Raw genomic sequence first — 20,596 nt, forward strand, 5'->3', positions numbered from 1 at the left:
CCTACCGAGTGCTTGCTCCGGCTACCGACCGGTAATATCCTGAAGTTACTGACGAGTAACAACCACCGTCGTCCTTCAGGAGTTCTGGGCATGGGCCACTTCAAGAGCAACGTCCGAGACATCGAGTTCAACCTCTTCGAGGTCTTCGGCACCGACAAGACCCTCGAGACGGCGCCGTTCGCCGACGTCGACACCGACACCGCGCGCGGCATGATCGCCGAGGTCGCGAAGCTGGCCGAGGGCCCGCTGGCCGAGTCGTTCACCGACGCCGACCGGAACCCGCCCGTCTTCGACCCGGACAACTACTCGGTCACGCTGCCGGACTCGTTCAAGAAGTCCTACAAGGCGCTCTACGACAGCGAGTGGTGGCGGGTCGAGACGCTGCCCGAGCTCGGTGGTCAGCTCGTGCCCCGCACCGTCGTCTGGGCGATCGCCGAGCAGGTGCTCGGTGCCAACCCCGCGCTGCACATGTACATGGCCGGCGCGCCCTTCGCCGGGATCCTCTACGCCAACGGCAACGAGACCCAGAAGAAGATGGCCCAGCGCATGATCGACAAGGGCTGGGGCGCTACGATGGTGCTCACCGAGCCCGACGCCGGCTCCGACGTCGGCGCCGGTCGCACGGTCGCCAAGGAGCAGGCCGACGGCACCTGGCACATCGAGGGCGTCAAGCGCTTCATCACCTCGGCTGTCAACGACATGGTCGAGAACGTCATCCACCTGGTGCTGGCCCGTCCCGAGGGCGCCGGCCCCGGCACCAAGGGACTCTCGCTCTTCGTCGTCCCGCAGAACCACTTCGACCCCGAGACCGGCGAGCTCGGCGAGCGCAACGGCGCCTTCGTCACCAACGTCGAGCACAAAATGGGGCTCAAGGCCTCCACCACCTGCGAGGTCCGCTTCGGCGAGATCGACAACATCCCGGCCGTCGGCTACCTCGTCGGTGACGTCCACAACGGCATCGCGCAGATGTTCCAGGTCATCGAGCACGCCCGCATGATGGTCGGTACGAAGGCCATCGCCACCCTCTCGACCGGTTACCTCAACGCGCTCGAGTACGCCAAGACCCGCGTGCAGTCGGCCGACCTCACCAAGTCCGGCGACAAGACCGCCCCGCGCGTCACGATCATCAACCACCCGGACGTCCGTCGCAGCCTGATGCTGAACAAGGCCTACGCCGAGGGGCTGCGGGCGCTGGTGTACTACACCGCCTCCGCGCAGGACCGCATCATCACCGGGCAGGCCGCCGGTTCGGACGTCACGCTGGACGAGGCGATCAACGACCTGCTGCTCCCCATCGTCAAGGGCGTCGGCTCCGAGCGCAGCTACGACCAGCTCGCCCAGGCGCTGCAGACCTTCGGTGGCTCGGGTTACCTGCAGGACTACCCGCTGGAGCAGTACATCCGCGACGCCAAGATCGACACCCTCTACGAGGGCACCACGGCGATCCAGGGCCAGGACTTCTTCTTCCGCAAGATCGTGAAGAACCAGGGCGCGGCGCTGGGCGCGATCTCCAACGAGGTGACCCAGTTCCTGGAGTCCATCGCCGACGAGGGCCGTCTCAAGGAAGACGCCGCGCTGCTCAAGCAGGCTCTCGACGACCTCGGCGGCATCGTCGGCGCGATGTTCAACCAGCTCATGAGCGGCCAGGAGGACGTCACCAACGTCTACAAGGTCGGCCAGAACACCACCCGCCTGCTGCTGTCGGCCGGTGACCTCATGGTCGGCTACCTGCTGCTGCGCCAGGCCAAGGTGGCGCTGGAGAAGCTGGACGGCAACGGCATCTCGCAGGCCGACCGCGACTTCTACGCCGGCAAGCCGGCGGTGGCGCACTTCTTCGCCACCACCGTGCTGCCCGAGCTGGCGGCCCGCCGCCAGGCCGCCGAGAACATCGACAACTCGCTGATGGACGTCGCCGAGGCGTCGTTCTGAGTCATCCGCTGAGCCAGCGGTAGCGCCTGCAGGGCCCCGTCCGGAGTGATCCGGGCGGGGCCTTGGTGCGTCCGGCGCTTCGGGTCAGCGGGTGAGGTCGGTGAGCTGCGACGGGGTGAAGCCGGCGAGATCGGTGTCGTCCAGGGCGCCGCAGGCATGTCCGCGCAGCAGGTACCCCGCGAGGGCGCGCGCGGTGGCGGGCTCGTCGGCGATGCCGGAGTCCTGTCGGTCGAGATAGGAGCGCAGCCGTGCTGCCGCGGTGGCCGACCCGTCCCGGTAGAACGCGAAGGTGGCCGCGAAGCGGGTCGGCAGCTGCGCCGGGTGCAGGTCCCAGCCCTGGTAGATGCCGCGTTCCAGCGATCGGCGGACCAGACCGGCGTGCAGCGCCCAGGCGGCCCGGACCGCCTCCCGTCTGCCGACGGGCAGCACGTTGGACGACCCGTCGCAGACGGGCACCCGGGTCTGCGCCGCCGCGACCTGCAGCACGTCCTTGGCGTGGTCGGCGACCGGATGCGCCAGCGACTGCCAGGCCGCGGCGACGCCGAGCGCGGCGCTGTAGTCGTAGGTGCCGTAGTGCAGTCCGACGCAGCGGCCGGCCGAGGCGTGCAGCATCCGTGCGACCAGGGCGGTGCCGTCGGCGCCGAGGACGGCCTGCGGCATCTCGATCTGCAGTTCGAAGGGCAGCCGCGGCAGCGAGTAGGTGGACTCCAGCGCGGCGCAGAGCTCCACCATGGCCTCGACCTGCGCCACGGACGTGACCTTCGGCAGCGTCACCCGGAAACCCCGGGGCAGCGACCCGTGGGCCAGTACGGCCTCGAGCACCAGGTCCAGCGTCCGGACGCCGCGGCGCCGGGTCGAGGCCTCCAGGCTCTTCATGCGGATGCCGGTGAACGTGGTGCGGGGGCCGCGGCCCAGCACGTCGCCGGCGGCGCGGGCGGCAGCGTCCTCGACGTCGTCGGACCGGAGGCCGAAACCGTCCTCGAAGTCGACCCGGAGGTCCTCGACCGGCTCGACTGCCAGCTTGTCGCGGACCCGCTCCTCGAGCGCCGCGTCCACGCCGGGGAGCGGACCGTGCTGGTCCAGCGCGGCGATGGCGCCGCCCCGCCACTCGTCCGGCGTGTGTGCACCGAACCGGTCGGCCGGCACGTAGCAGGTGTGGACGGGCTGCCGGGCCACGTCGGGGCCCGGGTACCGGGCTGCGCGCTCGGCGTCGTCGGCCGCGAGCAGGGCGTCCAGCCGGGCGCCGAACTCCGGGCCGAGCATCAGTCGATCTCCTCGTAGCCGGGCAGGGTGAGGAAGTCGGCGAAGTCGTCGGCGAGGGCGACCTGCAGGAAGAGGGCGCGCGCGGTCTCGGCGTGTGGCCCGACGAGCGGCTCGGCAGCGACCAGCTCACGGACGAGCGCCTCCGTCACGACGGTGCCGTCGTCGAGTGCCACCGCGCCGTGCACCCACTGCCACACCTGCGACCGCGAGATCTCGGCGGTGGCTGCGTCCTCCATGAGGTTATCGATGGCGGCGGCGCCGACCCCGGACAGCCAGGAGACGAGATAGCGCAGTCCGACGCTGACGTTGGCCGCCAGCCCGGCGCGCGTCGGCGGCCGCACCGACGCCGAAAGGTCGATCAGGGAGGCCGCGTCGGGGACGACGTCGTCGCGTCGCCGCGCGAGCTGGTTTGGTTCCTCGCCGAGCCGGGCGTCGAAGACCTCGCGGCAGACCGGGACAAGGTCAGGGTGCGCCACCCAGGAACCGTCGAAACCGTCCGCGGCCTCGCGGGTCTTGTCCTCGCGGACCTTGGCCAGCGCCTGCTCGTTCACCGCGGCGTCGCGCCGCGACGGGATGAACGCCGCCATGCCACCGATCGCGAAGGCGCCGTGCGCGTGGCAGGTAGCCACCAACTGTTCGGTGTAGGCGCGCATGAAGGGCTGCGTCATGGTCAGCCAGGCCCGGTCGGGGAGCACGAAGTCCGGGCCGGCGTCGCGGAAGTACTTGATGATGCTGAAGAGGTAGTCCCAGCGGCCGGCGTTGAGGCCGGAGGCGTGCTTGCGCAGCTCGTAGAGGATCTCCGCCATCTCGAAGGCAGCCGGGATCGTCTCGATGAGGACGGTCGCCCGCACCGTCCCGTGCGGGATCCCGAGCTCGGCCTCGGCGTGCGTGAAGATGTCGTTCCAGAGCCGCGCCTCGAGGTGGCTCTCCAGCTTCGGCAGGTAGAAGTAGGGGCCGGATCCCTTGTGCAGCAGGGCCTGCGCATTGTGGAAGAAGTACAGCCCGAAGTCGACGAACGCGCCGGCCGTGACCTCGTCGTCGATCCGCACGTGCCGTTCGTCCAGGTGCCAGCCGCGGGGGCGGACGACGACGGTGGCCAGCGGGACGTCGGTGCGCAGGGCGTAGCTGCGCCCCTCGGCCGTGGTGAGCGACGCGGTGCCCCGCACCGCGTCGGCGAGATTGAGCTGCCCCTCGACCACGTTGCGCCAGTGCGGGGTGTTGGCGTCCTCGAGGTCGGCGAGCCACACCTTCGCGCCGGAGTTGAGCGCGTTGATCATCATCTTGCGCTCCGTGGGGCCGGTGATCTCGACCCGCCGGTCGACGAGATCGGCCGGTGCCGGCGCGACCTGCCAGTCGCCGTCCCGAATATGCGCGGTATCGCTCATAAAACCGAGGCGGCCCGTGCGCGCGACCTCTGCGCGTCGTTCGGCGCGTCGTGCGAGCAGCTCGCGCCGGGTGGTGGCGAAGCGGCGGTGGATGCCGGCGACGAAGTCGAGCGCCGCGGGCGTCAGGACGTCCTCGGCACCTTCGACGTGCGGACCGGTGACCTCGATCGACATGGCTGCTCCTCCGACGGATCAGGTGAAGAACTCGGACGGGTCGACGGCGCCGGCCACGTCGGCCGGCAGCAGCGACAGCCAGCGGCGGGTGATCGCGTCCCGCGCGTCGGCGGCCACGGTGCCGAGCAGCCGCAGCCGCGCGACGCCGCCGTCGGGATAGATGGACAACCCGACCCGGCTGACCGGGGTGGCCGTCCGGAGCCGGAACAGGTGCTCGGTGTCGGGGACGAGCGCGGTGCGCGGCAGCAGCTCGACCCCGGAGTCGGTGTCGGTGAGGGTGGCCCAGCCCGGCGCGTTGCCCACGAAGCGCGACGTGTCGATGACGGCACGGTCGAGCAGGCCGGGCGCCGCGAGCCGCACGACGAGCCAGTCGTGACCGTCGTCGCGGCGGCGGGCGGTCTCCCATCCCTCGGACATGATCCGCGCGACGCCGGGCGCGAGGACGTTGGCCGGGGAGCTGTAGAACATGTTGCTGCAGCCCTCGACCACGCCGCCATGGACCGTCGCGGCGAGGTCGACGCGGCCACCGAGGCGCCGCGGATCGGGCACGACCTCACCGTGGACGCGCAGCCGCGCGACCCCGCCGTCGGGGTGGATGGTGAGGCGCACGTGAGTGACGAGACGATCGGCGACCTCGACCCGGACGGTGTTGGCGGTGTCGCCCTCGAGCTCGGTACGGGTGACGAGCGGCGTCCACTCGGCGGCGGCGACGGTGGCGGCGTCGGGGTACCCGAGCAGCGTCGTCGCCTCGACCGTGGCCGCGGGCGGGAAGTTGCCGCGGAAGAACGCCGTGTCGATGACGACGCCCCGGACCACCGCCGGGACGCCGAGCCGGACGATCACCCAGTCGTCACCCGCGGTGCGCCGGCGGCGGGTCTCCCAGCCGTCGTAGACCTTGCCGCGGGGGGCGAAGGCGAGCGGGTCATGGGTGGCCCGGCCGGGGGTGATGAGGCTGTGGACGTCGGCGTAGGTGTCGTCGTTCGTGGCCATCACCGAGCCGCCGAGGGCGCGCGAGGCGACGTCGGGCAGGTGACGGAAGTCGGGGTCATGCTCCGCGGGCAACCAGGCCTCCTCTCGTCTCGCCGTCGATGATCGGCGCCCCAGCCAACCAGGTGCGCTCGACGACACCGAAGAGGGTGCGCCCGGCATACGGGCTCACCGGGTTGCGGTGCCGCAGCCTCGCCGGGTCGACGACGAAGGTCTCCTCGGGCGCGAACTGGCACAGGTCGGCCCGGTGTCCGGGCGCGATCACACCGCGACCGGGCAGCCGGGTCAACCGCGCCGGTGCCTCGGCCATCCACGCCACGAGCCGGTTGAGGCCGATGCCGCGCTCGCGCGCCGCCGTCCACACCACCGGCAGGCCGAGCTGAACCGACGCGATGCCGCCCCACGCCTCGCCGAAGTCGCCGGAGTCCAGCCGCTTGGCCTCGATCGTGCACGGCGAGTGGTCGGAGACGACACAGTCGATGGTGCCGTCTCCGAGCCCGGCCCAGAGCGCGTCGCGGTGGGCGTCGTCGCGGATCGGTGGGCAGCACTTGAACTGGGTGGCGCCGTCGGGAACGTCCTCGGCGCGCAACGCGAGGTAGTGCGGGCAGGTCTCGACCGTGATCGGCAATCCCTCTGCCTTGGCCGCGCGTATCAGCGGCAGGGTCTCGGCGCTGGACAGATGCACCACGTGGGTGCGGCAGCCCGTGCGCCGGGTGACGTCCAGCAACCGGGCGACGGCGCTCGTCTCGGCAGTGGGCGGCCGGCTGGCGACGAAGTCGGCGTAGTGCCGGCCGTGCGCGTCGGTGACGAGCGCGGCGTCTTCGGCGTGGGCGATCAGGAGCCCGTCGAAGCCGGCGATGGTGCGCATGGCGAGCTCGAGCCCGTCGGCGTCCAGGGGCGGGAACTCGTCGACGCCCGAGGGCAGCAGGAAGCACTTGAAGCCGACCACGCCGGCGTCGTGCAGAGCAGCCAGCGAGCCGGCGTTGCCCGGCACCGCACCGCCCCAGAAGGCGACATCGACGCTGAGCTGGCCGGCTGCACTCGCCTGCTTGGCCCGCAGCGCCGCGACGTCGATCGTCGGCGGGATGCTGTTGAGCGGCATGTCGACGATGGTCGTCACCCCGCCGGCCGCCGCGGCTCGGGTCGCCGTGGCGAAGCCTTCCCACTCGGTGCGGCCGGGCTCGTTGACGTGGACGTGGCTGTCCACCAGGCCGGGCAGCAGGACGCGGTCAGCGGGGAGCGTCTCGACGTCGGCCGCGACGTCGGAGACCGCGTCGAAGGCGAGGACGTCGGTGATCACGCCGCCGGTGACGACCACCGCCGCGGCCCGCTCGCCCTCGGGCAGCTGGACGCGATGTCCCCGGATGACGGTCACGAGCGGATGGTGGCACAGCCGTGTTTCGCCGATCTGCCCTACTGTCGACGCCGTGAGCGAGACCGACGCGCGACCGCTGGACGCCGAGGACTTCGATCGCCTCGCACCGGCGGCGGCGCAGGCGCTGCTGCGGCCGGTGTGCGCGAGCCAGTCGTGGCAGGACGAGATGCTGGCGCGCCGGCCTTTCGGCAGCCTCGCCGCCGCGGTCGCGGCGTCGGACGATGTCCTCGCCGGCCTGTCCTGGCCGCAGCTCGAGCAGGCGCTCGCCGCCCATCCGCGGATCGGCGAGCGAGCAGCCGGCGCGTCGACCGAGGCCGCGTGGTCGCGGGCCGAGCAGGGCCCGGCGGGCGCGCCGGACGTCGAACAGCGCCTCGTCGCCGGCAACGTCGCCTACGAGGAGAGGTTCGGCCACGTCTTCCTGATCTGCGCGAGTGGGCTGAGCCGTGAGCAGCTGCTCGCGGCGCTGCAGGAGCGGCTCGGCCACGACGCCGCGCAGGAGCGGGAGACGACCCGGCGCGAGCTCGCCGCCATCGTCGCGCTGCGGCTGCAGAAGGTGATCGCATGAGCATCAGCACGCATGTCCTGGACGCCGCCGCCGGACGTCCGGCGACGGGGGTCGCGGTGACGCTGGAGCGCCGTGACGGCGCGCAGTGGCGACCGGTCACCGAGCGCACCACCGATTCCGACGGCCGGGTCGCCGACCTCGCACCGGAGGCGCCCGCCGGGGTCTACCGGCTGCGCTTCGACATCGACGGCTGGACCGGGGACGACGCGTTCTTCCCCGAGGTGACCATCGCCTTCCGGATCATTGACGCCGCCGCGCACCACCACGTCCCGCTGCTGCTGAGCCCCTACGCGTTCTCCACTTACCGCGGGTCGTAACCATGACGAAATCCGCTCGGGGCACGGTGTGCCGATGACGACGACGGTGATCGAGGGCTGTGCCGTCGCCACGGTGGACGCCGCGGGCACCGAGCACGACTCCGGACACGTGGTGATCGCCGACGGCCGGATCGCCGCCGTCGGTAACGGCCCCGCGCCGGTGATCGAGGGCGCCGTCCGCATCGACGGCCGGGGCCGGTTGCTGACGCCCGGCCTCGTCAATAGCCACCACCACCTCTACCAGTGGATCACCCGTGGCTACGCCGTGGACGGCACGCTCTTCGAGTGGCTCACCGCGCTCTACCCGGTCTGGGCGCGGCTGACGCCCGAGCTGGTCCACGACGCGGCCGCGGCGAACCTGGCATGGCTGGCCATGACCGGCTGCACGACATCGATGGACCACCACTACGTCTTCCCGCGCGGGCAGGGGGACCTGCTCGAGCCCGAGATCCGCGCGGCACGCGAGATCGGGGTCCGGTTCCACCCCACCCGCGGCTCGATGAACCTGGGCCGCTCGCAGGGCGGCCTGCCGCCGGACTCGGTCGTCGAGAGCCACGACGAGATCCTCGCCGCGACCGCGGCCGCCGTGACGGCGTGGCACGACCCGGCGCCGGGCGCGATGGTGCGCGTCGCGGTCGCGCCGTGCTCGCCGTTCTCGGTCACCACCGAGCTGATGCGCGACTGCGCCGAGCTGGCGCGCGAGCTGGGCGTGCGTCTGCACACCCATCTCGCCGAGACCGACGACGAGGAGGACTTCTGCCGCGCGACCTACGGGAAGACGCCGACGCAGTACGCCGAGGACCTCGGCTGGCTCGGTCCCGACGTCTGGCTGGCCCACTGCGTCCACCTCGGCGACGAGGCGATTGCCCGCCTCGCCGCGACGGGGACGGGGGTGGCGCACTGCCCGACCTCCAACGGCCGGCTCGGTGCCGGCATCGCGCCCGTGCGCTCGCTGCTCGGGGCCGGGGTGCCCGTCGGGCTCGGGGTGGACGGCTCGGCCTCCAACGAGTCGGCTCGCATGGTGGACGAGCTGCACCAGTCGCTGCTGGTCGCCAGGGCGAAGGGCGGCCCGCTGGCGCTCACCGCGCGGGACTCGCTGCGGATGGGCACCATGGGCGGCGCCCGCTGCCTGGGGCGGGCCGACGAGATCGGCTCGATCGAGGTCGGCAAGCTCGCCGACCTCGCGCTGTGGCGGGTCGACGGCCTGGCCGGCGCCGGCATCGACGACCCGGTCTGCACCCTCGTCTTCGGTGCGCCCGAGCTGGACTCGCTGTGGGTCGGCGGTACGCGCATCGTCGGCGGCGGTGACCTGCTAACGGCCGACACCGGTGAGCTCGCGGCCCGTGCCGCCACCGCCGCCCGCACCATCGCCGGGGCCTAGATGGACCTCGTCCACGTCGCCGATCTCGTCCCGCTGGAGCAGGCGCGGTGGCAGCCCGGCGACGGGTTCCTCGCCGGCGGCACCTGGCTCTTCTCCGCGCCGCAACCGGGACTGCGTCGACTCGTCGACCTGCGCGCGGCCGGCTGGCCGGCGCTGATCGAGGGGCCGGCCGGACTCGAGATCGCCGCCACCTGCACCCTGGGCGAGCTCGCGCGGCGTCCGGAACCGGTCTTCCGGTGGTGCGTCGACGCGCTGCTCGGATCCTTCAAGGTCGCGCACGAGGCGACGGTCGGCGGCAACATCTGCCTGGCCCTGCCCGCTGCGCCGATGATCTCGCTGCTGGCCGGGTTGGACGCCGTCGCCCTGCTCGTCGCCGCCGACGGCAGCAGCCGCACGTTGCCGGTGGCCGACCTCGTCCTCGGGCCGCAGCTGACCGCGCTCGGAGCGGGGGAGTACCTGCGCTCGGTGACCGTTGCCGACCCGGCGGCGAGGGTGGCGTACCGGCGGGCCTCGCTCAGCACTTACGGTCGCTCGGCGGCGTTCGTCCTGGGACGTCGGAGCGGCGACGGTGCCGTCGTCACCGTGACGGCGTCGGTGCCGCGGCCGGTGCAGGTCCGCTTCGACACGGTGCCGAGCGCGGCGCGGGCCGTGGCCGCGGTCGAGAGCGCCGTGGCCGGTGCCTGGTACGACGACGTGCACGGTCATCCGGCCTGGCGGGCCGCGATGACCTCGCGGCTCGTCGCCGAGGTCGTCACCGAGCTGGCGGACTGATGCGCATCGACGGCGTCGGCTGCGACGAGGAACCACGGGCCGGACAGTGCCTGCGCACCTTCCTGCGCGAGCAGGGCCGCTTCGGCGTGAAGAAGGGCTGCGACGCCGGGGACTGCGGCGCCTGCACCGTCCACGTCGACGGTGCCCCCGTGCACAGCTGCCTCTACCCGGCGCAGCGCGCCGTCGGCCACGAGGTCACCACCGTCGAGGGCGTCGCCGCCGACGGCATGCGGGACGCGTTCCGCGCGGCCCAGGGTTTCCAGTGCGGGTTCTGCACGCCGGGCATGATCATGACCGCAGCGGCGCTGCCCGCCGGGGACCGCGACGGCCTGCTGCGCGGCAACCTGTGCCGGTGCACCGGATACGGCGCGATCCGCGACGCGCTGGACGGCGTCAAGCGCGTCGGGGTCGGGCCTGACGACGTCGCCGCCCCCGCCGCCGAGGAAGTCGTGCACGGCACCGCCCGCTTCACCCTCGACACCGCCGTGCCCGGACTGCTGCACCTGAGCCTGGTCCGCTCGCCGCATGCGCACGCCCGGGTGGTGGCCGTCGACGCCACCCGCGCGCTCGCCGAGCCCGGCGTCGTCGCCGTCTTCACCCCCGACGACTCGCCGGACGTGCACTTCTCGACCGGACGGCACGAGGATCCCGATGACGACGCCTACGACACCGCGGTGCTCGACGATGTCGTCCGTTTCGTCGGGCAACGGGTCGCGGCCGTCGTCGCGGAGTCGCCGGTCGCCGCGGCGCGCGGGGCCGAGTTGGTCGACGTCACCTACGAGGTGCTGCCGCACGTCGTCGGTGCCGAGGCGGCGCTGGCGCCCGGCGCGCCGGTGATCCATCCCGACCGCGTCGCCGCCCACGGCATCGCCGACCCGTCGCGCAATCTCGCCGCCCGGGTGACCGGCGATGTCGGGGACGTCGACACCGCCTGGCGCGAGAGCCCCCACCGCTGGTCGGGGACCTTCGACATCCACCGGGTGCAGCACGCTGCCCTCGAGACGCATGCGGCCCTCGGCCGGATCGACGACGACGGGCGGCTGGTGATCCGGACCTCCAGCCAGGTGCCCTTCCTCACCCGTGACGCCCTGGCACGGATCTTCGACCTCGACCGCGAGCGGATCCGGGTGCACGCCGCCCGGGTCGGCGGCGGGTTCGGCGGCAAGCAGGAGCTTCTCGTCGAGGACGTCGTCGCACTGGCCGTGCTGCGGCTGCGCCGGCCGGTGCAGCTGGAGCTCACCCGTGAGGAGCAGTTCACGGCGACGACCACCCGGCACCCGATGCACGTCGAGGTACGGGTGGCGGCGAGTGCGGACGGCACCCTCACCGCGTTGGACGTCAGGCCCCTGGCCGACACCGGCGCCTACGGAAATCATGCGACCGGCGTGCTCTTCCACTCCTGCGGTGAGGCGCTCGCGCTCTATCGGTGCCCGAATAAGCGCGTTTCCGCGCAATCGGCGTACACGAACAGCGTGCCGTCGGGCGCGTTCCGAGGCTACGGGCTGTCGCAGACCCTCTTCGCCGTCGACTCCGCCCTCGACGAGCTGGCCCGGCTGGCGGGTTTCGACCCGCTCGAATTCCGGCTGGTCAATGCCGTCCGCCCTGGCGACCCACTGGTCAGCATCGCCGAGGACGAGTCGGACGTGACCATCGCCAGCTACGGCCTGCCCGAGTGCGTCGAGCTGGTCCGGACGGCGCTGGCGTCGGGGCGCGGCCGTCCCGTCCCGCCCGGCGACGGCTGGCAGGTGGGCACCGGGTATGCGGTGACGATGCTCGACACCGTCCCGCCCAACGGGCACATCGCGCACGCCCGCATCACCCGCGCCGGCAGCGGCTACCGCCTCGCCGTCGGCACCAGCGAGTTCGGCAACGGCACCGCCACGGTGCACCGCCAGCTAGCGGCGCGGGCCCTCGGCTGCGCGGTCGACGACATCGTCCTCGAGGCCGCCGACACCGACGCCGTGGCCCACGACACCGGCGCCTACGGCTCGACGGGGACGGTGGTGGCCGGCACCGCGACGCTGCGCGCCGCGTCGGCGCTCGCCGCGGACCCGACCCTGCCGCACGCCGACGGGTACGCCGACGGCACGCCGCGCTCCGTCGCCTTCAACGTCCAGGGCTTCCGGGTCGCCGTCCGCCCCGCGACCGGCGAGATCGAGATCCTGCAGAGCGTCCACGCCGCGGACGCCGGCACGGTGATCAACCCGATGCAGTGCCGTGGCCAGGTCGAGGGCGGCGTGGGGCAGGCGCTCGGCGCGGCGATGTTCGAGCACCTGGACATCGACGACGCCGGCCGCGTCACCACCCGCGCGCTGCGCGAGTACCACCTGCCGGCCATCGGCGACCTGCCCGCCACCGAGGTCTACTTCGCCGACACCCACGACCCGCTCGGCCCGCTCGGGGCCAAGCCGATGAGCGAGGCGCCGTTCAACCCGGTGGCGCCGGCGCTTGCCAACGCCGTCCGCGACGCCACCGGGGTCCGGATCACCCGCCTGCCGCTGACCCGCGATCGGGTGTGGCTCGCCCTCGAAGGGAATCGCTGATGGTCGTGCTCGGACCCAACCGCTACGGCAAGGCCGAGGTCCGCGTCGTGCGGGTGACCCGCGACCCGGCCGGGGACGTCATCCGTGACCGCTCCGTCTCGACGAGCCTCTCCGGCGACCTCGCCGCCACTCATCTGTCCGGCGACAACGCGCAGGTGCTGGCCACCGACACCCAGAAGAACGTGGTCAACGCCTTCAGCCGCAGCCTGGGCGACACCGAGCCGGAGGCCTTCGCACTCGCCCTGGCCGAGCACTTCGTCACCGGGCCGATCACCCGCGCCCGCGTCGCCGTAGACGAGGTGGCCTGGACTCGCCTCGGCCCGAACCCGCACGCCTTCTCGCGCGACGGCTCCTCGACGCGCACCACCGTCGTCGTCCGCGACGCCGCCGCCGGCACCAGCGTGGTGTCGGGCATCCGGGACCTCGTCGTCCTCAAGACGACGGAGTCGGAGTTCCACGGCTTCCCGCGCGACGAGTACACGACGCTGGCCGAGACCGACGACCGGATGCTGGCGACCTCGGTGACGGCGTCGTGGCGGCACACCGGCACCGACGCCGACTGGTCCGCCGCCTTCACCACGGCTCGCGACGCGATGCTCGCCGCCTTCGCCGACACCTACTCCTACTCGCTGCAGCAGACGCTTTTCGCGATGGGGACGGCGATCGTCGAGGCCGTCCCCGGCATCTGCGAGGCGCGGCTGGCGCTGCCGAACAAGCACCACTTCCTCGTCGACCTCTCCCCGTTCGGCCTCGACAACGACAACGAGGTCTACTACGCCGCCGACCGCCCGTACGGCCTCATCGAGGGGACGGTGCTGGCCGACGATGCACCGCCGGAGGGCCTGGCCTGGAGCTGACGGAGTCGGAGCAGGATCCGGCGGCTGCCGGTCAGCGGACATCTCCCGGAAACGTTCGCGTATCGGGAAGCCGCTAGCGTCCTGGAGCTTCAAGGACGGTCGCGATCCGTCCACATTGCGGAGGGAAACGCAGATGAACCGAGTCGTATCAGTGACGGCAACCGTCGTGTTGACGCTCTCGCTGTTGGTGGTGATTGCGTTGGCCGGGCCATCCAAGGCCTCGGCATGCACGAACTCACGCAGCGGGTCCCCCGGCTCGACGTCGTACACCATCACGTTCACGACGTGCTCATCGCACTACATCTTTCGGACCTTGGCCGTGGTCGTTGACGTGTACGGCGACCATGTGCGGAAGTACGGCGACTGGGTCGTGAACGGCAAGAGCAAGGCGTCCTGGTCGTGGACCGACGACCTCGTCTGCTGGGGCTACCAGGGTCAGGCCCAAGGGGGTCCAGTGCAGACGACATGGCAGAAGGGCCCCTGCTGATCTCGCCGCAGCGCGATAGTTCCGAAGCGCGCGTGACGCCGGTGTCGGTGTCACGCGCGTTGTCGGGTCGGCACCTGCCGACGTCCGTGCGGGCGAAGCGACGCCAGTAGGCGGGCCACTGCGGCGGCGTCGTCACCGAGGACCGTCGTGAACTCCGTGCGGGCGTCGACCTTGTGGATCACTGCGGTCGGCGATCGTCGCGGTCAGCGTCATCGCCTCGGTGCTGCTGTACCTGGTGGCGACCATCGTCGAGTCGGCCGTGCTGGCGGCGTGGGGCCCGGAGGCCGGGACGCGCTGACGGCCGGTCAGCGGACGGGCAGCGGCGCCCCGGCACGGGCCGTGAGCGCGTCGACATCGCGGGCGACGTCGGCGGCGTCCCGACCCAGGACGGTGAGCAGCAGCGTGTCGGCGTCCACCCGCTGCGCGACCGCGGTCGGCGAGTGGACGGCGGTGGCGGCGGCGAGGCCGGGGGCCGAGACCAGCACCGAGGCCATGACGCGGTACGGGGCGAGGTCCGCCGACGCGATCTGCTGCCGCAGTACCGGTCGGCCGGCGCGGGTGACGTCCCAGCGCAGCGTCGCGGTGCCGGGGACGGTATCGCCGCTGCGGCCCAGCACCACCAGCTCCTGCCACCGGACGGCGCCGGTCGCACCGAGGTCGATCGCCACCGTCACCGAGACGTCGCTACCGGTCGCGACCACGAGCGGCCCGGGGTCGGCGTGGAGCTGACCGTCGATCCGCGCGCGGACGTGCACCGCAGCGTGGCCGCCACCGCGTCCCTGGGCCAGCGAGGCTCCGGTCGCGACCAGCTCGGCCCGACCGCCGGTCGCGACCTCCAGCTCGAGGGTCAGGTCGTCGCCGGCCAGCGGCCCGGCGGCGCTGCCGACCAGGCAGAGCCGGCAGACGTCCGGAGCGGCGTGGACGCGGCGCAGCGTGAGCGGTGGCGCGCTCGTCAGCTCGACGAGCCGGCTGTCCGCGGCGACCCGGGCACGCGAGACCGTCCGCACGTCAGACGAGCTCGGCGTGCACCTGCCGGACCCAGTCCGCGATCTCGCTCGCGGCCGGGTCGGCGGTGAGGCTCGAGAAGAGGAAGGGTCGCTCGCCGCGGATCATGCCGGCGTCGCGCGACATGACGGAGAGGTCGGCGCCGACCATGGGGGCCAGATCGGTCTTGTTGATCACGAGCAGGTCCGATCGGGTGACGCCGGGGCCGCCCTTGCGGGGCACCTTGTCGCCGCCGGCGACGTCGATGACGAAGATCTGCCGGTGCACCAGACCGTAGGAGAACGTCGCGGTCAGGTTGTCACCTCCGCTCTCGACGAGCACCAGGTCGAGTTCGGGATGGTCGGCCTCGAGCTGCTCGACGGCGTCCAGGTTGGGGGTGATGTCGTCGCGGATCGCGGTGTGCGGGCAGGCGCCGGTCTGCACGGCACGGATGCGCTCGTCGGGCAGCACACCCTTGCGACGCAGGAAGTCGGCGTCCTCGGTGGTGTAGATGTCGTTGGTGACAACGCCGAGCGTGAGCTCGTCGGAGAGCGTGCGGCACAGTGCGGCGACGAGGGCGGTCTTGCCGCTGCCGACCGGCCCGCCGATGCCGATCCGTGGCACCGTGGCGCCGGCCGGTGACCCGCCGCCGGTTGCGGCGTGCTTGTGGTCGTCGTGGTTGCCGTGCGCCGGTGGGGCTGGGCGCAGGGCGGCGGGCAGCAGGTCACGAAGCAAAGAGACGCACCTCCGTGGTCAGGTGGAAATCGGCGAGCAGGTCGAGGGCGGGCGCGCTGTCGGCGGGGAGCGCGGCACCGGTGGTGATCGTCATGCGGTCGATGTCGGCGGCGAGGCCGGCGAGCATGCCCTGCACCGCGAACGGGTCGAGGCCGAGAAGCCGGACGGCGGCCGACGCCGGGCCGGTCACGGCACCGAGCGCGGCGGCCCGGCCGGCCAGCTCGGGCGTGCCGCCGGCGGCGCGGACGGCCGCGCCCAGCACCAATGGATGGTGCTCGGCCGGGACGGCGAAGCCGGGCAGCATCGAGCGGACGAGGCGCCGCAGCCCGCGGCCCAGCTGCCGCGAGCTGTCACGCACCGCCGCGGACGGGGTGCGGGCGTCGTACTCGGCCTCCAGCACGTCCCATTCCGGGGCATCGTCGGCCGCCGCGGCAGCGAAGGCGGCGGCGACTCGGCCGGCCGTCCGCAGCCGCAGCGCGCAGAACCGCTCGACGCCGGCGAGGTCGTGCACGGTTCCCGTGGTGATCGCCGCCTCCATGCCGGAGGAGTGGTTGTGTGCACCCGCGGGCGAGCGCGAGTCGAGCAGCAACAGCAGCAGCGCACCGGCCATCAGAAGAGGAAGTACCGCTGCGCCATCGGCAGCTCGGCGACCGGTGCCGGCTCGATCAGCTCGCCGTCGACGCGGACCTCGAAGGTTTCGCTGTCGACGTCGATGGTCGGCAGCGCGGTGTTCTCGGGCAGGTCCGCCTTCGTCAGGGACGAGACGTCGTCGGTGGCCACGAGCGGACGGTCACTGTCCCAACGGTCGGCGAAGCCGTCCTCGAGCGCCACCGCCGAGACGAAGGCTCGACCGAGCCGGGACGGCAGCGTGCCGAACGCACCGAACATCGGCCGTGGCAGCTGGGGCTGCGGGGTGGGGATGGAGGCGTTGGCGTCGCCCATCGTCGCCCACGCGATCACGCCGGACTTGAGGACGACGTGCGGCTTCACGCCGAAGAAGGCGGGCTCCCAGAGCACCAGGTCGGCGAGCTTGCCCGCCTCGATCGAACCGATCTCGGCGGCGAGACCGTGGGTGACGGCCGGCGCGATCGTGTACTTGGCGACGTAGCGGCGGGCGCGGTGGTTGTCGGCGGGGCCGTCGCCGGGCAGCGACCCGCGGCGTTGCTTCATGACGTGCGCGGTCTGCCAGGTGCGCATGATCGTCTCGCCGATGCGTCCCATGGCCTGCGAGTCCGACCCGATCATGGAGATGGCGCCGAGGTCGTGCAGCACGTCCTCGGCGGCCATCGTCGAGGGCCGGATCCGCGACTCGGCGAAGGCGAGGTCCTCGGGGATCGACGGCTTGAGGTGGTGGCAAACCATGAGCATGTCGAGATGCTCGTCGAGGGTGTTGCGGGTGTAGGGCCGCGTCGGGTTCGTCGAGGACGGCAGCACGTTGGCGTGGGCGGCGATGCGGATGATGTCCGGCGCGTGCCCGCCCCCCGCACCCTCGGTGTGGTACGTGTGCAGCGAGCGGCCGCCGATCGCGGCGAGCGTCGACTCGAGGTAGCCGGCCTCGTTGAGGGTGTCGGTGTGGATCGCCACCTGCGCGCCCGCCTCGCGCGCGACGGTGAGGCAGGCGTCGATGACCGCCGGGGTGCTGCCCCAGTCCTCGTGCAGCTTGAACCCTGACGCGCCGGCGCGCAGCTGCTCCCACAGCCCGTCGGCGGACATGGTGTTGCCCTTGCCGAGCAGCGCCACGTTCACCGGCCATGCGGTGGTCGCCTGCAGCATCGCCTCGAGCCAGAACGCGCCGGGTGTGACGGTGGTGGCCTTGGTGCCCTCGGCCGGTCCGGTGCCGCCGCCGATGAGCGTGGTGATGCCGGCCGCCAGCGCCACCGGGATCTGCTGCGGGGCGATCATGTGGACGTGGCTGTCGACGCCGCCGGCGGTGACGATGAGGCCGTTGCCGGCCAGCACCTCCGTCGACGGGCCGATGACGAGGTCGGGGTGGACGCCGTCCATGGTGTCGGGGTTGCCGGCCTTGCCGAGGGCCACGATCCGGCCGTCGCGGACGCCGATGTCGGCCTTCACCACGCCCCAGTGGTCGAGCACGACGGCACCGGTGATCACCAGGTCCGGCGTCCCCTGCGCCCGGGTCGCGACGGCCTGGCCCATCGACTCGCGAATGACCTTGCCGCCGCCGAAGACGGCCTCGTCACCGGGCGCCGGGGCCGACAGGTCCTCGGTGATCTCGATGAGCAGGTCGGTGTCGGCCAGCCGCACCCGGTCGCCGGTGGTGGGGCCGTAGAGCGCGGCGTAGCGGGCCCGTGAGATCTCAGCCATCGAGGCCGTCCAGCCGCAGTCCGGGCACGACGCGCGCGCCGGCGAGGCGCACGAGGGCGATGTCGACCGAGATGCCGGGCTCGAAGCGCACCGACGTGCCGGCGGGGATGTCGAGGCGGAAACCGGTGGCGCCGGCACGGTCGAAGGCCAGCGCCGGGTTCGTCCGCTCGAAGGAGTAGTGCGAGCCGACCTGGATGGGACGGTCGCCGGTGTTCTCGACCCGCAGCTCGATGCGGTCGCGGCCGGTGTTGAGGGCCAGGTCCTCGTCCGGCGTCAGCACCTCACCCGGCGTCACGCGATCGGCCCGTGGACGGTGACGAGCTTGGTGCCGTCGGGAAAGGTCGCCTCGACCTGCACCGATTCGATCATCTCGGGCACGCCGGGCATGACGTCCTCACGGCTGAGCACCTCGCGTCCCGAGGTCATCAGCTCGGCGACCGTCCGTCCGTCGCGCGCCCCCTCCAGCACGAACGAGCTGATGATCGCGACTGCCTCGGGATGGTTGAGCCGCAGCCCCCGCTCCCGGCGGCGCCGGGCGACGTCGGCCGCGTAGCTGATGAGCAGACGCTCCTGCTCGTACTCCGTCAGGCGCATGGCCGCACCGTATGCCAAGGTCGTTTCGTGGCGATGACGCCACGTCGTTCCGGACCGCGGTGGCGCCGCCACTACCGTTGCGGGCATGTCCGAGACCGAAGACATGCGCCTGGCCGTCGCCGCCTACGACGCCATCTCGCCTGCGGCCGCGCTCGAGGTGGTGCGGCCACTCTGCGCCAGCCCCGCATGGCTGGACGGCATGGTCGCGCGACGCCCGCTCCGCACGCTGGAGCGTGCCCTGCAGATCAGCGATGCCGTGGTGGCGGCGCTGTCGTGGCAGCAGGTGGAGAAGGCTGTCGCCGGGGATCTGGAGCTGCAGGCCGCCGACGAGAGCGCCACCGCCGAGGCCGCCGGCGACCGGGTGCGGCGGCAGCTCGCGCTGCGCGCCGCGCTCGCCGAGCACCTGCGGGGTCGGCTGCGGGAGGCCCTGGCATGACCGGCACCCGGACCGAGTCGGTCATCGACCCCGACGACTTCGAGACTTTCCGTCGGGTGCTCGCCATCGCCGAGCAGCTTCCCGGCGACCATCCTGACGCGGTGGCGGTGCGACGGGCGACGCATCGGATGTACAAGGTCGTGAAGAAGGCCCGCCGGGACGAGCGGCGCGACGCGATCAGCAGCGCCGATCGCGCGGTCGTCCACGCCACCGCGACCGGATCGCCGCAGCGCATCGACGACGAGACCGCGGGATTGCCGCTGACCTCCACCGCGCGCGGTGCGCTCGCCGGTGTCTTCATCCGGCCGCGTCCCTGCTACATCTGCAAGACCGACTACACCGAGGTGGACGCCTTCTACCACCAGCTCTGCCCCGCCTGCGCGGCCGCCAGCCACGCCAAGCGGGACGCGCGGACCGACCTCACCGGCCGCCGCGCGCTGCTCACCGGTGGCCGCGCCAAGATCGGCATGTACATCGCGCTGCGGCTTTTGCGCGACGGTGCGCATACGACGATCACCACCCGGTTCCCGAAGGACGCGGTGCGCCGCTTCGCGGCCATGCCCGACAGCGGTGACTGGCTGCACCGGCTGCGCGTCGTCGGCATCGACCTGCGCGACCCCGCCCAGGTCATCGCGCTGGCGGACTCCGTCGCTGCCGCCGGTCCGCTCGACATCCTCATCAACAACGCCGCGCAGACCGTCCGGCGCAGCAGCGGCGCCTACGCCCCGCTCGCCGCGGCCGAGGAGGAGCCGTTGCCGGCCGGACTGCTGCCGGAGGTGCTCACCTTCGACCATGTCTCGGACGCCCATCCCGCCGCGCTCGCCGGCTCGCTCTCGGCGCAGTCGCTGCACCGACCCGACGGGGCAGGCGGTGCCGGGGGTGCCGAGCTCTCCCGGCTGGCGTTGCTCGCCGGGTCCGCCTCGGCCGAGCTCGGCGACCGCGCCATCGACGCCGGCGGCCTCGTCCCCGACCAGGTCTCGGTCAACTCGTGGACGCAGACCGTCGACCAGGTCGAGGCGTTGGAGTTGCTCGAGGTGCAGCTCTGCAACGTCACCGCTCCCTTCGTCCTGGTGTCCCGGCTGCGGCCGGCGATGCGGGCCAGCACCGCACGGCGCAAGTACGTCGTCAACGTCTCGGCGATGGAGGGCGTCTTCGGCCGCGGCTACAAGGGTCCGGGACACCCGCACACGAACATGGCGAAGGCTGCGCTGAACATGCTGACTCGCACCAGCGCCGGCGAGCTCTTCGACGACGGCATCCTCATGACCTCGGTCGACACCGGCTGGATCACCGACGAGCGGCCGCACACGACCAAGCTGCGACTGGCAGAGGAGGGCTTCCACGCCCCGCTGGACCTGGTCGACGGCGCCGCGCGGGTCTACGACCCGATCGTCCGGGGCGAGGCCGGCGAGGATCTCTACGGCTGCTTCCTCAAGGACTATCAGCCCAGCCGCTGGTGAGCCGGGGCGGGACCTAGGTCCCCGATCC

Annotated in this window: 20 protein-coding genes; 10 read left to right on the forward strand and 10 right to left on the reverse strand. The window is 72.4% G+C overall.

Translation table 11 applies throughout. The features are described from left to right. The first annotated feature begins 90 nt into the window (after positions 1-90). Complete coding sequence (locus AC0NZQ_RS03405) at positions 91-1,929, forward strand: acyl-CoA dehydrogenase (RefSeq protein ID WP_474528233.1); 1,839 nt, start codon at positions 91-93, stop codon at positions 1,927-1,929. A gap of 84 nt (positions 1,930-2,013) precedes the next feature. On the opposite strand, the gene AC0NZQ_RS03410 is transcribed toward AC0NZQ_RS03405, so the two are convergent. Genes AC0NZQ_RS03410 through allB form a run of 4 tightly spaced genes read right to left on the reverse strand, consistent with a single transcriptional unit; the run spans position 2,014 to position 7,113 of the window. Then, complete coding sequence (locus AC0NZQ_RS03410; RefSeq protein WP_474528234.1) at positions 2,014-3,192, reverse strand: DUF6986 family protein; 1,179 nt, start codon at positions 3,190-3,192, stop codon at positions 2,014-2,016. Then, a complete protein-coding gene (gene aceB, locus AC0NZQ_RS03415) occupies positions 3,192-4,751 on the reverse strand; it encodes a malate synthase A (RefSeq protein WP_474528235.1) in 1,560 nt (519 codons plus the stop codon). The genes AC0NZQ_RS03410 and aceB overlap by 1 nt, the downstream gene beginning before the upstream one ends. 18 nt (positions 4,752-4,769) lie before the next feature. Beyond that, the gene (alc, locus tag AC0NZQ_RS03420) at positions 4,770-5,813 is read right to left on the reverse strand and encodes an allantoicase (RefSeq protein WP_474528237.1); all 1,044 of its coding nucleotides are present in this window, start codon (positions 5,811-5,813) and stop codon (positions 4,770-4,772) included. After that, complete coding sequence (gene allB, locus AC0NZQ_RS03425) at positions 5,797-7,113, reverse strand: allantoinase AllB (protein ID WP_474528238.1); 1,317 nt, start codon at positions 7,111-7,113, stop codon at positions 5,797-5,799. The genes alc and allB overlap by 17 nt, the downstream gene beginning before the upstream one ends. A 52-nt stretch (positions 7,114-7,165) precedes the next feature. Between allB and uraD the strand changes: the two genes are divergently transcribed. From uraD to AC0NZQ_RS03460, 7 genes are all read left to right on the forward strand, one after another. Next, positions 7,166-7,678 (forward strand): 2-oxo-4-hydroxy-4-carboxy-5-ureidoimidazoline decarboxylase, encoded by a 513-nt coding sequence (gene uraD, locus AC0NZQ_RS03430; RefSeq protein WP_474528239.1) that lies wholly within the window; start codon positions 7,166-7,168, stop codon positions 7,676-7,678. Next, positions 7,675-7,995: a hydroxyisourate hydrolase gene (uraH, locus tag AC0NZQ_RS03435; protein WP_474528240.1), complete on the forward strand. Its 321-nt coding sequence runs from the start codon at positions 7,675-7,677 to the stop codon at positions 7,993-7,995. Before uraD ends, uraH begins: the two co-directional genes overlap by 4 nt. Positions 7,996-8,029: 34 nt before the next feature. Then, entirely contained in the window at positions 8,030-9,376 is a 1,347-nt protein-coding gene (locus AC0NZQ_RS03440) for an 8-oxoguanine deaminase (RefSeq protein ID WP_474528241.1), read from the forward strand. Continuing rightward, a complete protein-coding gene (locus AC0NZQ_RS03445) occupies positions 9,377-10,147 on the forward strand; it encodes an FAD binding domain-containing protein (RefSeq protein ID WP_474528242.1) in 771 nt (256 codons plus the stop codon). Continuing rightward, a complete protein-coding gene (locus AC0NZQ_RS03450) occupies positions 10,147-12,690 on the forward strand; it encodes a molybdopterin-dependent oxidoreductase (protein ID WP_474528243.1) in 2,544 nt (847 codons plus the stop codon). The genes AC0NZQ_RS03445 and AC0NZQ_RS03450 overlap by 1 nt, the downstream gene beginning before the upstream one ends. Beyond that, the gene (pucL, locus tag AC0NZQ_RS03455) at positions 12,687-13,547 is read left to right on the forward strand and encodes a factor-independent urate hydroxylase (RefSeq protein ID WP_474529410.1); all 861 of its coding nucleotides are present in this window, start codon (positions 12,687-12,689) and stop codon (positions 13,545-13,547) included. Before AC0NZQ_RS03450 ends, pucL begins: the two co-directional genes overlap by 4 nt. Positions 13,548-13,878: 331 nt before the next feature. Beyond that, positions 13,879-14,034 carry a hypothetical protein gene (locus AC0NZQ_RS03460; RefSeq protein ID WP_474528244.1) on the forward strand — a complete coding sequence of 52 codons (156 nt, stop codon included), beginning with the start codon at positions 13,879-13,881 and terminating at the stop codon, positions 14,032-14,034. 305 nt (positions 14,035-14,339) lie between these two features. Here the strand turns inward: AC0NZQ_RS03460 and AC0NZQ_RS03465 are convergent, their stop codons facing one another. From AC0NZQ_RS03465 to AC0NZQ_RS03490, 6 genes are read right to left on the reverse strand one after another with little or no spacing between them, the layout of a single operon-like run. Beyond that, the gene (locus AC0NZQ_RS03465) at positions 14,340-15,041 is read right to left on the reverse strand and encodes an urease accessory protein UreD (protein WP_474528245.1); all 702 of its coding nucleotides are present in this window, start codon (positions 15,039-15,041) and stop codon (positions 14,340-14,342) included. Between the two features lies 1 nt (position 15,042). After that, a complete protein-coding gene (gene ureG, locus AC0NZQ_RS03470; protein ID WP_474529411.1) occupies positions 15,043-15,726 on the reverse strand; it encodes an urease accessory protein UreG in 684 nt (227 codons plus the stop codon). Positions 15,727-15,742: 16 nt separating this feature from the next. Then, entirely contained in the window at positions 15,743-16,363 is a 621-nt protein-coding gene (locus AC0NZQ_RS03475; protein WP_474528246.1) for an urease accessory protein UreF, read from the reverse strand. Beyond that, positions 16,363-18,078, reverse strand: a complete 1,716-nt coding sequence (locus tag AC0NZQ_RS03480) for an urease subunit alpha (RefSeq protein ID WP_474528247.1) — start codon at positions 18,076-18,078, stop codon at positions 16,363-16,365. Before AC0NZQ_RS03480 ends, AC0NZQ_RS03475 begins: the two co-directional genes overlap by 1 nt. Further along, a complete protein-coding gene (locus AC0NZQ_RS03485; protein WP_474528248.1) occupies positions 18,071-18,373 on the reverse strand; it encodes an urease subunit beta in 303 nt (100 codons plus the stop codon). Before AC0NZQ_RS03485 ends, AC0NZQ_RS03480 begins: the two co-directional genes overlap by 8 nt. Further along, a complete protein-coding gene (locus tag AC0NZQ_RS03490; RefSeq protein WP_474528249.1) occupies positions 18,370-18,672 on the reverse strand; it encodes an urease subunit gamma in 303 nt (100 codons plus the stop codon). The genes AC0NZQ_RS03485 and AC0NZQ_RS03490 overlap by 4 nt, the downstream gene beginning before the upstream one ends. A gap of 85 nt (positions 18,673-18,757) precedes the next feature. Here AC0NZQ_RS03490 and AC0NZQ_RS03495 point away from each other — a divergent pair, with 85 nt between their 5' ends. Together AC0NZQ_RS03495 and AC0NZQ_RS03500 are read left to right on the forward strand one after the other, a co-directional pair. Then, a complete protein-coding gene (locus AC0NZQ_RS03495) occupies positions 18,758-19,108 on the forward strand; it encodes a 2-oxo-4-hydroxy-4-carboxy-5-ureidoimidazoline decarboxylase (protein ID WP_474528250.1) in 351 nt (116 codons plus the stop codon). Continuing rightward, entirely contained in the window at positions 19,105-20,568 is a 1,464-nt protein-coding gene (locus AC0NZQ_RS03500; protein WP_474528251.1) for an SDR family NAD(P)-dependent oxidoreductase, read from the forward strand. Before AC0NZQ_RS03495 ends, AC0NZQ_RS03500 begins: the two co-directional genes overlap by 4 nt. Positions 20,569-20,596: the final 28 nt, after the last annotated feature.

The sequence above is a fragment of the Jatrophihabitans sp. sgz311053 genome (assembly GCF_056135305.1).